The organism is Dyella kyungheensis, from assembly GCF_016905005.1.
Lineage (GTDB): Bacteria > Pseudomonadota > Gammaproteobacteria > Xanthomonadales > Rhodanobacteraceae > Dyella > Dyella kyungheensis.
Map to the genome: position 1 here is coordinate 753,325 of NZ_JADIKC010000003.1, position 12,419 is coordinate 765,743.

Here is a 12,419-nt window from a genome sequence, read left to right on the forward strand (position 1 = left end):
GGCATGCCATGAAGATCGACGCACTCGACCATCTCGTATTGACCGTTGCCGATGTGGCGGCCAGCGTCGCGTTCTTCACGCGCGTGCTGGGCATGCAGGAAGTGACTTTCGGGGCAGGCCGCAAGGCGCTGTCCTTTGGCGTGCAGAAGATCAACCTGCACGAGCACGGCAAGGAGTTCGAACCCAAGGCGGAGCGGCCCACGCCCGGTTCGGCCGATCTATGTCTGCTTACGTCGTCGAGTACGGCGCAGGTGATCGAACACCTTAGGAAGCAGCAGGTCGAGATCGAAGAAGGACCGGTGCAGCGCACGGGCGCGCGCGGGCCGATCGAGTCGGTCTATTTCCGCGACCCGGACGGCAACCTGATCGAGGTAAGCCACTATCTCGATTGAAGCGCAGGAGCGCATGGCGCGCTCCCGCGAAGGACTGCCGGCCTTACTGCGCGTCCGGCTTCAGCATGCCCTTCACCGCGTCGTAGTTGCCGTCGTTCGCCGCGGGCGGCAGGCCGAGCAGGTGCGTCATCAACGGATACACGTCGACGTTCGGGAACGAAGGTACCAGCGCCGCTTCGCGGAACGCCGGGCCGTGCGCCACGAACAGCGCCTGCATCTGCGGTGCAGCGTTGTCGTAGCCGTGGTCGCCCTGGGTCGGCTTCTTCTTTTTCTTCGCCAGATAGTCGCTGGTCGAGATGCGCCAGCCGACATCGGCAAGGCACAGCAGCTGCGGCACGCGCGGATTGCTGCCATAGGCAAAGCGTGCCGGCACGCGCGACTTGTTCCAGCAGGTCATGTGTTGCTGCGGCTTCTCCAGCTGCGCTTCGATCGGCGCGAAGTCGAAACCCGGCTTCGGGTTGAGGCCGGCGAGCACGCCGACGCTCACCAGGTCCACATGCGTGATCGGGATCAGCTTGTCCAGCACGACGGCGTTGTGCATCGGTGCGGAGGCCATGCCGTGATCGGCGAGCACGATCATGTTGATGCGATCGAGCAGGCCGCGCTGCTGAAGTCCCTGGACCAGGCGGGCGAGTGCGGCGTCGGTCTCCACGAGCGCCTGGTTGACCTGCGGCGAGTCGGGACCGAAGTCGTGGCCGGCGTGGTCCACCGCATCGAAATACAGCGTCATGAACGTGGGGCGCTCGGCAGCCGGTTGATCGAGCCATGCCAGCAGCTGGTCCACGCGCTGATCCGGCGTCACCTTGCCATCGTACGGCTTCCAGAAATCCGGGTGTTCGCCGTGGATATCGGCTTCGGATCCGGGCCAGAACATGGTGGCGGTCTTCATGCCATGCGCCTGTGCGGTTTCCCACAACGGCGTCGCTTCCGCCCACCACTGGCCGTTGCTCACCGCGTCACGATTGCTCAGCGAGAACTTGCCGAGCATCGGGTCGCTCATCGTGTTGTTGATGATGCCGTGGTGATCCGGACGCAGGCCGGTGACGATGGTGTAGTGGTTCGGGAACGTCAGCGACGGAAACGACGGCTGCATGCCGTCGGCGGCGCGGACGCCTTGTTTCGCGAGCGACGCCAGCGTCGGGCTGAGTCCGCGTTCGATGTAGTCGGTGCGATAGCCGTCGATCGAGATCAGCAGCAGCGGCGCGGGTGCCGGTTTCGCGCTCGCTGCGGCCGGCGGTGCGCTGACGGCGGCGGGAGGGGCAGGCTGTGGTTGAGGCGTGGCGCAACCGGCTCCGAATGCCATCAGCGAACAGAGCAGCGGGCGAAACAGGATCTTCATACGCGGTGACTTAATATCGATACAAAGGCCGTATGATCGCCCAGGCGTATGACCATTACACGTGTTTTATTTTACGCAACACTTGCCACTTGCCCGCTATGGGCGGGTGTGGTGACGGCGCATCCCACGCCGGACGGGACGCCTGCTGTCGCGGCGAGCACTGCCGCAGTAGCTGGGTCGACGAAGCCCGCGCCGCACGTTTCGACGAAACCGTCGCAGGTTGATGCGAAAAGCCCGCGCAAGCGCGCGTCGTCGCCCGAGGCATCGGCAGGCGCGCCGTATCATCTTTCGCATACGCCGCATCGACTCGATTCGTACCAGAACGCGGTGACGCCACCGCCGTCGACGAACGAGCGGTGACTGGCTAGCGCCCGGCGCCCTGCAGCACGGCGCCAAACAGGTCGCCGTCGGCCACACGGCTTTCCATCGACAACAGAAACCGCTTCGTCGGCAAGCCGCCACCGAAGCCGGTGAGGCTGCCGTTCGCACCGATCACGCGATGGCACGGCAATATGATCGGCAGCGGATTGCGGCCGTTCGCAGCCCCTACGGCGCGTACCGCCTGCGGATGGTCGATGCGTCGCGCGAGTTCGCCGTAGCTGATCGTGCAGCCGTACGGAATGCGCGCGAGTTCCCACCACACTTCCTGCTGGAACGGCGTACCGAGCGGGTGCAAGGGCAGGTCGAACTGCGTGCGCAAGCCGGCGAAGTATTCCTCGAGCTGCTGCCTGGCCTGCCGTAAAGGTTCGCGCGCATGCACCCAGCCGGGCTGCGGCGACCGCTGGTGACGTCCGGTGGAAAACCACACTTCGCGCAAACCGATCGTGTCGGCCACCAGGCGCAACGTGCCGATCGGAGTTTCCATGCTGTCGAACCAGATCGTCTCGTCGGACATCACGCCACCTTTTTCTTCGGCGGCGGTGCCGCATCGCTCGCGCTGCGCCACAGGTGCATGACCGAATACGCGCGCCATGGGCGCCAGCCTTCGGCAAGCGACGTCAACGCCTTCGTCGACAATTCTGGGCCATCGCCTGCCGCGGCGCGGCGAAGAATGAGATCGGCGGCGGGAAACGCATCCGGATGGCTGAGCGCGCGCATCGCCATGTAATGCGCAGTCCACTCGCCGATACCCGGCAACGCCACCCAGCGCTCGACGAATTCGTCCAGCGGCTGCTCGCTGCGGAAATCGATGCGCCCATCCAGCAGCGCCTGCGCCACCCCACGCACCGTGGCCGCGCGCGCCGTGGTCAGGCCGAGGGCTTTCAGATCCGCCTCCACGAGCAGTTCGGGACCGGGAAACAAACGTTCCAGCCCGGCAACAGGCGATGTCACCGGCGTGCCGAAGCGCTGCACGATGCGCGTGGCGAGCGTGCGCGCTGCCGCCACGCTCACTTGTTGACCGAGGATCGCGCGCACCGCGATCTCGAAGCCGTCCCAGCCACCGGGCAGGCGCAGGCCCGGGCGTTTGCGCAGCAGCGGGCGCAGGACCGGACTTTCCTTCAAGGCATCGCCGATCGATTGCGGGCTCGCATCCAGATCGAACATGCGCCGCAACTTGTTCACCACGCCGAGCATCTGTCCGGGCTGGGGGCAGTGCAGTTCCAGACGCAGCGCGTGATCGCCGCCTGGCCACGCGCTCAGGTGCAGCCAGCCCGGCGCGTCCGGCGTGCCGAACACACGCGCATAGCTGTGTTCGTCCACTTGTTCGACGCCGGGCAACGCGCGCCCGCGCAGGAACGCGAGGATCGCTTCGAAGTCGTACGGTGGCCGATAGCTGAGCCGCAACGTGATCGCGTCGCCCGTCGTCGCGCTTGGATGGCGACGCAAGTCGCGCGGCGCCATCCGGTTCGCCTGCAGGAACGCCGCATTGAAACGGCGCAGGCTGCCAAAGCCGGACGCGAGCGCCACCTCCGTTACCGGCATCGTCGTTTCCGTCAGCAATTGTTTTGCAAACAACAGTCGACGCGTCGTGTGCACGCTGATCGGCGGCGCACCGAGGCGTTCCACGAATACGCGGCGCAATTGTCGCGCACCGACGCCGACGCGCTCCGCCATCGCATCGACCGACAATTCGTCGAACGCGCCGCTGTCCATCAGTTTCAACGTGCGGGCGATCACGTGGTCGCCGCGTTGCCACGCGTCGTTGCCAGGCGCGAGTTCCGGCCGGCAACGCAGGCACGGCCGGAAGCCCGCCGCTTCCGCCGCGGCCGCGCTGCCGTAATAGCGCACGTTCTGCGGTTTCGGCGATGGCGCCGGGCATACCGGTCGGCAGTAGATGCGCGTGCTGGTGACCGCCGTGAAGAACAGGCCGTCGAAGCGGGCGTCGCGGCTGAGGCGTGCCTGTTCGCACGTCTTGCCGTCGGGAATCGGGTGGTCGTGGGAGGGTGCCATGTGCTTAGGCTAGCACCGCTGCCCGGGCGTCACTCGCCGTTTTCGGACATCAATGCTGGGCGGCAGGTTCGCGGTCAAGGGTCGCGAGCGAGACGAGATCGGGGGAGCATTGCGCACGGCGTCCCGTCTCGAAATTCGCGACGTCCTGCGCCGTGGCGGCGCGGCCTTCGTCGCCGCCATCGAACATCACGCGCCACACGCCGTCGCTGCCGCGATGCCACACCGTACTGAACGCGATCAGCGTGTAACGCGGATTCGCATTCGGCGCGAGGTTTTCCAGCAGGGCCGGTCCGCTCGACAATACGACCGAAGGATCGCCCGCCTGCACGACCCAGGCCGGGTACCAGCGTACGCGCACGCTCTTGCCTTCCAGCAGCGACTTCCATTGCTTGACGATCGCAGCGCGACCCCGCTGTGGGCGGGCCGTGTTTGCCGCGAATACCGCGTCGCTTTCGATGTGTTCGGCAAACGCCTTTTCGTCGTGTCGTTCCACTGACGCCGCGAACGACAGTTCTCTTTGCCACACCGCGCAGCGCGACGTTTCCGCCGTCTGCGCATGAGCGACGGTTGCGGTCGTGCCAAGTACGGCCAGGAACAGGAAACGCAGCATGGGCGCAGCCTCCAGGGGACTGCCGCAAGCATGCTTTCTCGCCTCGCGGCGCGACAGTGCCGGATGGCAGAGTTCGCCGGCCTTTTGCCGCAGTGCGGTTTGCGGGCACCGCGACGGCTCGCCACAATGGCACTTTCCCCTGGCTGCGACGCTTCCCATGAACGCTCCCACCCGCATCGACACCACCCGCACCATCCGCGCGCCGCGCGGCAGCGAGCTGAGCTGCAAGAGCTGGCTCACCGAAGCGCCGTACCGCATGCTGCAGAACAACCTGGACCCGGACGTGGCCGAAAACCCGGCCGAACTGGTCGTTTACGGCGGCATCGGCCGGGCAGCGCGCAACTGGGAATGCTTCGACGCGATCCTGCGCGCGTTGCGCGAACTCAACGACAACGAGACGCTGCTGATCCAGTCCGGCAAGCCGGTCGGCGTGTTTCCGACCCATCCGGACGCACCGCGCGTGCTGCTCGCCAATTCGAACCTGGTGCCGGCGTGGGCGAACTGGGAGCACTTCAACGAGCTCGATAAGAAGGGCTTGATGATGTACGGCCAGATGACGGCCGGTTCGTGGATCTACATCGGCTCGCAAGGCATCGTGCAGGGCACCTACGAAACGTTCGTGGAGATGGGGCGCCAGCATTATGGCGGCAGCCTCAAGGGCAAGTGGATACTCACCGCCGGCCTCGGCGGCATGGGCGGCGCGCAGCCGCTCGCCGCGTCGCTGGCCGGTGCGAGCTCGTTGAACATCGAGTGCCAGCAGAGCCGCATCGATTTCCGCCTGAAGACGCGTTACGTCGACGAGCAGGTGACCGATCTGGACGATGCACTCGCCCGCATCGCGAAGTACACCGCCGCCGGCGAAGCAAAATCGATCGCGCTGCTCGGCAACGCCGCAGACGTGCTGCCGGAACTCGTGCGCCGTGGCGTGCGCCCGGACGCCGTGACAGACCAGACCAGCGCGCACGATCCCGTCAACGGCTACCTGCCGCAGGGCTGGACGGTCGACCAATGGTTCGAGCGTCGCAAGAGCGATCCGGCAGGCACCTCCAAGGCCGCCAAGCAGTCGATGAAGCAGCACGTGGAAGCGATGCTCGCGTTCCACGCCCAGGGCATTCCCACGTTCGACTACGGCAACAACATCCGGCAGATGGCGAAGGACGAAGGCTGCTCGGACGCGTTTGCGTTCCCGGGCTTCGTGCCGGCGTTCGTGCGGCCGCTGTTCTGCCGCGGCGTGGGTCCGTTCCGCTGGGTGGCGCTGTCCGGCGATCCGGAGGACATCTACAAGACCGACCAGAAAGTGAAGGAACTGATCCCCGACGATCCGCACCTGCACCGCTGGCTGGACATGGCGAAGGAGCGCATCAACTTCCAGGGCCTGCCGGCGCGCATCTGCTGGGTGGGCCTGGGCGTCCGTCACAAGCTCGGGCTCGCGTTCAACGAGATGGTGCGCAACGGCGAGCTGAAGGCGCCGGTGGTGATCGGTCGCGACCATCTCGATTCCGGTTCGGTCGCCAGCCCCAATCGCGAGACCGAAGCGATGCGCGACGGTTCCGACGCGGTAAGCGACTGGCCGTTGTTGAACGCGATGCTCAACGTGGCCGGCGGCGCGACCTGGGTGTCGTTGCACCACGGCGGTGGCGTGGGCATGGGTTATTCGCAGCACTCCGGCGTGGTGGTCGTGTGCGACGGCAGCGAGGCGGCGGACCAGCGCATTGCGCGCGTGCTGTGGAACGATCCGGGCACCGGCGTGATGCGTCATGCCGATGCCGGTTACGAGATCGCCATCGAATGCGCCAGGGAGCAGGGCCTCAAGCTGCCGATGATCTGATCGCCTGAAGCACGCCAAGCGCTGCGCCCGTCCAAGGACAGAGCAGCGCCACAGGTTTGCCATGACCGGCTGCGAACGTGGCCGGCGACAACTACAACGACATCGGCAAGGATCTTCGATGATGACTTCGACCATGCGGCGGGCTTGCATTGCTGCAGCGCTCGCTTTTGCCTGCGTACCGACTGCCACCCTGGCCAGCGAGCCGGCCTCGCCCACCTCATCCAATCCGGCACTTCAGCAGTCGCTGGATGCGCTGGTGCAGCGCGCGCGTCCGGGCACGCTGGGCATCGCGGTGCTTGATCTGACGTCGGGCCAGTCGACGCGGATCAACGCTGGGCGCGCGTTCCCCATGATGAGCGTGTTCAAGGCGCCCGTGGCGGCAGCGGTGCTTGCACGTGTCGACGACGGTTTGCTGTCGCTGCAGCAGACGGTGACGATCACCCGTGGGCAGGTGCAGGGCGGTTCGGCGATTCCGTCCATTGGCGCGCACTTCCACGGCGAGCAGATGACGTTCACCGTCGAGCAATTGTTGAAGGCCGCGGTCAGCGAGAGCGACAACACGGCCGTGAACGCGTTGATCCGCACGGTCGGTGGACCGGGCGTGGTGATGGCGTACCTGCATTCGCATGGCATTGAAGGCATGCGGGTGGATACCGATGAAGCGGGGATCGCCCAGGTGTTCTACGGCCTGCGGCCGGGGGAAACAGAGTCGGCGCAGGATTCGGACGAAGCCGTGGAGCATCGGCGAAAGCTGGGCTATCAAGCCTTTCTTGCCGACCCGCGCAACGGCACCACGCCTGACGCGGCGATTGTGTTTCTTCGCAAGCTCGCAGGGCGTGAGCTGCTGTCGCCGGCCTCGACGCAGCGACTTCTTGCGCTGATGGACGCGCAGACCATCCCCAACCGGCTGCGTGCCGGTATCCCGAACGACCTGCAGTTTGCCGACAAGACCGGCACGTCGGGCGCGTTCGACGGACGCACCGGGGCCTACAACGACATCGGCATCATCCGCTGGCCGGATGGACGGCAGGTGTTGATCGCGGCGTTTCTGCTCGACTCGCGTGCATCCGATGAGCAGGCGGCTTTGTTCGCCGACATCGCACGCGCCGTGGTGCGGTCAGCGGGACGCTGAGAGCCAGTCCAAGCACGCTTGGTGACCACCTGTCCCCCTCACCGTCATTCCGGCGCAGGCCGGAATCCAGAAGACTCTGTTCCAAGTTTTCGCGAAACCTTTTGCAACCTGGACGACCGTCGCGACAACCGAACCTGCTCGCTACTGGATTCCGGCCTGCGCCGGAATGACGGTGAGGGAAACCTGGGCGCCCAGGCGAGATTCTGAAAAGGCCATTGGTCTCGCAGTGGTGTCCAACGGGTCCCGGGCGCATCATGTGGGCACATCCCAACGAGGAGGTGCGACATGTCGGTCGAACTGCAGATGTTGGCGTGGTCGATCCTGCTGGGCGTGGTGTACGTGCTGTTGGCGGTGACGCTCGCCACCCGGCAGCGCGGCCTGTCCTGGAATGCCGGCAACCGCACCGGTGAGGTTGCGTTGACCGGTGCCGCCGACCGCGCGGGTCGTGCCAGCCGAAATTTCCTCGAGACGTTCCCGTTCTTTGCAGCGGCTGTGCTGGCCGTGCTGGTCGGGCAATGCGCCAACACCACGACCGCGCTGGGTGCGCAACTGTACTTCTGGGCGCGCGTGGTCTATCTGCCGGTGTACGTGGTCGGCATTCCATACCTGCGCACATTGGTGTGGGTGGTGTCGCTCGCGGGACTGCTGATGGTCTTGTCCGGCGTATTCTGTTCGCACTAACGCAATGCGCGCCCTGAGGGGCGCTGCACGTTTCCGGCAATAAATCCTCGGCGCTTCCCAGGGCGGAAGCGTCGCTGTCCGCGTGCCCGTCATAGCGTCGACGGCAGCTTCCCATGCGTGGGTGTAGCGTCAAAAAGTTGGCGTTCGTCGGTAATTCGACGCCATTTTCTGGTCGCGAGATCGCCGGGAATGCGTTTGCGGATTTCCGATTTTTCAATGTTTGTCAAATATTTGCGTGCATTTCGCCGGACGGTGACGAGACCGGCGTTCGCAAGCCATCCATGGCGTGACCACACTGCAGGTCTGGCACGGGGTACGTGCCGGGCCGCCGGCAGGGTCCGGCGGTATTCCCTAGATAGACTGGAGAAACTGCATGAACACCAACACTGTACGCACTGGCACGCTGACCGAACTGTCCAGCTACCCGAAATGGGCGCGCGAGATGATCGAGGCCTGCGAACCCGCCCGCCGGAGCGTCCGCGATCATGTGATGTGGGACATGATGAGCGACGGCAGTATCGACCTGGCCACCGTGCGCAACTTCATGGTCGGTACCTGGTCGCTGATCGAGCGTTTCCCGGGGTTCATGGCGCTGAGCCTGCTCAAGACGCGTTATGGACGAAGCGCCGGCGACAACATGGCACGACGTTGGCTGGTCCGTAACATCCGCGTGGAACAGAACCACGCGGAGTATTGGCTGGATTGGGCCGAGGGATCGGGCGTGTCGCGTGAAGAAGTCCTTGACGGTCTGCCGCCGCGCGGGACCCAGACGGCGGCCGAGTGGTGCCACGACGTTTGCGCCCGCGACACGCTCGCTGCCGGCATCGCCGCCACCAACTACGCCATCGAAGGCGTGACCGGCGAGTGGTCCCAGAAGGTGTTCGACAGCGTGGCGTACGCCAACAGCCTGCCGGCGGCCGGACGAAAGTCCACCCTGCGTTGGCTTCAGCTACACGCGGCTTATGACGATACTCATCCATGGGAAGCGTTGGAGATCGTCTGTACTCTTATGGGTAGCCAGCCTGCCGCCGAAGAAGTGGAGCATCTGCGCGAGTGCATCGAGCGCAGCTACGTGAGTTTGCATTACGGGCTCGAACGTTGCCTGGTGCAGCACACGGTGGGTGAAGTGGAAGAGCAAGCCGCGTAACGGGGGTCTTGTCGTCGACAGCGTGACGGGGCGAGATGTAGCTTTATGAAGTGGTCGTGTAAAAGGACGCCATGGATTTGATCCGTAGCACCTCTCCAAGACCGCTGTCCCGGCGCCTGAGGCCATTGGCCTATGGGCTGGTGGCCGTGATCGGCCTGATTCTCATGCTTACCTGGGGAGCCCTCCAGGTCCAGGTCACTCTCGCCGGTTTCCTCAACGGCGAGAGTGTCTGGAGCAAGGCGCAGAAGCAGGCGGTAGTCGATCTGGCGGCCTATGCGCAGTCGGGCGACCCCGCCCGCCTTGCCGCGTTCCAACAGAACTACGAGCTGCTGTCGTCGGACGGCTGGGCACGCGACGCCATCGCGTCGGGCCACTACGACCGCACCCTGGTTCACCAGGCCTTCCAGCGCGGCAAGATCTTGCCGCAGGCCGAGCCCGGCATGATCTTCATGCTGAGATGCTGCACGGGTGCCCCGCACATGCGCGAGGCAGTCTCGTTGTGGCGCGCCGCGGATGGTCCGCTTGGCCAATTGAATGCCGTATCGAAGGAACTGAGCGAGGGTTATGCGAGCGGCCAGCCGCAGCCCGACTGGCTGCGCTGGCAACTGGACCGCATCAACGGGCTGAACAACCAGCTCGAACCGCTGACCAACGGCTTCTCGCTCGAAGTGGCGCAGGGCGCCATCTGGCTGGGCGGGGTGCTGTTCATCGCGGTGTTCCTCACCGCCTGTATCGCGTCGTTGCTGTGGCTGGTGATGGCGAAGCGCATCCTGACGCGCATCCGCGGCACCGAAGAGCGTTACAGCCTGCTGTTCAACAGCGCGGCCGACGCCATCCTGATGGTCGACGACGACAGCGGCCGCATCCTGGAGGCGAACCGCACGGCGCTGCAATGGACCGGCCGCGACGTGGACAACCTCACCGGCGAGGAACTCTCCACGTTCTTTACCCCGTTGCTGCATCGCGCCGATGGCGCGGTAACGGGCGAGTTGCGCGGCCCGGACGACGAACTGCGCCCGGTCGAGATGCGCAGCAGCGTGACCCACTGGGGCACGCAGAATGTGCGCCAGTCCATTCTTCGCGACATCACCGAGCGGGTGAACCTCGAGCAGCAACGGCGCATCGCCTCCGAAGCACTGGCCAGCATTGCCGAAGGCGTGATCATCGCCGAGGCGGACCGCCGCGTGGCGCGCGTGAATGCCGCGCACATCCGCATGACCGGCTTCACCGTGCAGGCCCTGCAGGGGCTGCGCTTCGACGACCTGCGCTGCCTGCCTGACGGATCGCCGCTGCCGAACTCCGTGTGGGATGTGATCGAAGCCGAAGGCAACTGGGTGGGCGAGGTGCGCAGCCGCCGCATGGACGGCACCAGCTATCCCGAACTGCTCAGCATCAGCGCCATCCGCAACCCGGAAGGCGAGGTGCAGCACTACGTGGCGGTGATCAACAACATCAGCGCGGCAAAGGCGAACGAACAGCGCCTGCAGTACATGGCCGCGCACGACACGCTGACCGGCCTGCCGAACCGCGCCGAGTTCGAACGCCGCTGCGTGCAGGCCGTGGCGGCCGCCGATCGCGAGCGTGGCATGGCTGCCGTGGTCTTCATCGACCTGGACGCGTTCAAGACGGTGAACGACAGCTACACCCACGCCATCGGCGATCACCTGCTGGTCAAGGTGGCCGAGCGCATCGTCTACGAGTTAGGCGACCACGGCGTGGCCGGTCGCATCGGTGGCGACGAGTTCACCGTGCTGCTGTCGGACCTGCATTCGCGTGAGCAGGCCAGCGCGCTGGCGGGGCGATTGCTGAGCGTGCTGTCGACGCCGTTCGCGGTGGGCGACTACGAACTTGCGCTCAGCGCCAGCATCGGCATCGCCTGCTTTCCGCTGGACGGCACCGACGTTCCGACGCTGATCACCAACGCCGATGCCGCGATGTATGCCGCCAAGACGGAGGAGCGCAACGCGTTCCGCTTCTATTCGCCGCGCATGCAGGCCGATGCGCGCCGCCGCATCGCGCTGGCCTCGGAATTGCGCAAGGCGCTTTCGGAAGCCGAGTTCCGCCTGATGTACCAGCCCACGGTGGAAATGCGCACGGGTCGCATCGTGGCGGTCGAAGCCCTGCTGCGCTGGTATCACCCGCAGCGCGGCCTGATCGCGCCGGGCGAGTTCATTCCGATGGCGGAGAAGCTGGGCCTGATTCGCCGCATCGACCAATGGGTGCTGCAGGCAGCCTGCGAGCAGATGTCGGTGTGGGACAAGGCCGGCCTGCCTCCGTTGCGCATGGCGGTGAACGTGTCCGCCAACTGGTTCGGCCAGGCCAATTTCGTCGACGAGATCCGCATGCTGCTGGAGTCGCGCCGGCTGGCGCCCGAGCGCCTGATGCTGGAGATCACCGAAGGCGCCATCCTGCGCCTGGGCGAAGAAATGGAGCGCACGCTGCACGCCTTGCATTCGCTGGGCGTGGGCGTGGCGATCGACGATTTCGGCACCGGTTATTCGTCGATGAGCTATCTGAAGCTGCGCGCCATCGACTATCTGAAGATCGACCAGAGCTTTGTCGCCGGCCTGCCGGACGACGCCAGCGACGGCGCCATCGTCGAATCCATGCTCACGCTATGCCGCCGCCTGGACATCAGCCCGATTGCCGAAGGCATCGAGACCGAAGAGCAACACCGCTTCCTGTTGCGCGCCGGTTGCGTGGAAGGGCAGGGCTTCCTCTATTCGCGCCCGGTCGAACCCGAAGTCATCGTCCAACTGCTGAGCCCCGGGCGACGCCAGGGCAACTCGCATCTGCGCCTGGTGCCGCCTGAGGCGAGCTGAGTGTGTTGACTTGAGGGTCTGCGCTAAATACCGCTCAACGTCACGTATCCCTCTCCGTCATTCCGGCGCACGCCGGA

10 protein-coding genes are annotated in these 12,419 nt (G+C 65.5%); 6 read left to right on the top strand and 4 right to left on the bottom strand.

All coding sequences use genetic code 11. The annotated features are described in order from the left end of the window. Positions 1-8: 8 nt before the first annotated feature. The gene (locus ISP20_RS08100; RefSeq protein WP_204635535.1) at positions 9-392 is read left to right on the top strand and encodes a VOC family protein; all 384 of its coding nucleotides are present in this window, start codon (positions 9-11) and stop codon (positions 390-392) included. A gap of 43 nt (positions 393-435) precedes the next feature. On the opposite strand, the gene ISP20_RS08105 is transcribed toward ISP20_RS08100, so the two are convergent. The 4 genes from ISP20_RS08105 to ISP20_RS08120 form a co-directional block, all read right to left on the bottom strand. Further along, the gene (locus ISP20_RS08105) at positions 436-1,731 is read right to left on the bottom strand and encodes an alkaline phosphatase family protein (RefSeq protein ID WP_204635536.1); all 1,296 of its coding nucleotides are present in this window, start codon (positions 1,729-1,731) and stop codon (positions 436-438) included. 364 nt (positions 1,732-2,095) lie between these two features. After that, positions 2,096-2,626 (bottom strand): methylated-DNA--[protein]-cysteine S-methyltransferase, encoded by a 531-nt coding sequence (locus ISP20_RS08110; RefSeq protein ID WP_204635537.1) that lies wholly within the window; start codon positions 2,624-2,626, stop codon positions 2,096-2,098. Beyond that, positions 2,626-4,122 (bottom strand): DNA-3-methyladenine glycosylase 2 family protein, encoded by a 1,497-nt coding sequence (locus ISP20_RS08115; RefSeq protein ID WP_204635538.1) that lies wholly within the window; start codon positions 4,120-4,122, stop codon positions 2,626-2,628. Before ISP20_RS08115 ends, ISP20_RS08110 begins: the two co-directional genes overlap by 1 nt. 49 nt (positions 4,123-4,171) lie before the next feature. Beyond that, on the bottom strand, positions 4,172-4,915 hold the full coding sequence (locus tag ISP20_RS08120; protein ID WP_204635539.1) for a YybH family protein: 744 nt from the start codon (positions 4,913-4,915) through the stop codon (positions 4,172-4,174). Between ISP20_RS08120 and hutU the strand changes: the two genes are divergently transcribed. The 5 genes from hutU (at position 4,890) to ISP20_RS08145 (ending at position 12,342) form a co-directional block, all read left to right on the top strand. After that, a complete protein-coding gene (hutU, locus tag ISP20_RS08125; protein ID WP_204635540.1) occupies positions 4,890-6,560 on the top strand; it encodes a urocanate hydratase in 1,671 nt (556 codons plus the stop codon). The two genes, ISP20_RS08120 and hutU, sit on opposite strands and share 26 nt — an antisense overlap. 118 nt (positions 6,561-6,678) lie before the next feature. Then, on the top strand, positions 6,679-7,692 hold the full coding sequence (gene bla, locus ISP20_RS08130) for a class A beta-lactamase (RefSeq protein WP_204635541.1): 1,014 nt from the start codon (positions 6,679-6,681) through the stop codon (positions 7,690-7,692). Between the two features lie 285 nt (positions 7,693-7,977). Next, on the top strand, positions 7,978-8,373 hold the full coding sequence (locus ISP20_RS08135) for an MAPEG family protein (RefSeq protein ID WP_204635542.1): 396 nt from the start codon (positions 7,978-7,980) through the stop codon (positions 8,371-8,373). 373 nt (positions 8,374-8,746) lie between these two features. Beyond that, a complete protein-coding gene (locus tag ISP20_RS08140; RefSeq protein WP_204635543.1) occupies positions 8,747-9,520 on the top strand; it encodes an iron-containing redox enzyme family protein in 774 nt (257 codons plus the stop codon). Between the two features lie 71 nt (positions 9,521-9,591). Further along, a complete protein-coding gene (locus tag ISP20_RS08145) occupies positions 9,592-12,342 on the top strand; it encodes a putative bifunctional diguanylate cyclase/phosphodiesterase (RefSeq protein WP_239535431.1) in 2,751 nt (916 codons plus the stop codon). The last annotated feature ends 77 nt before the right edge of the window (positions 12,343-12,419 follow it).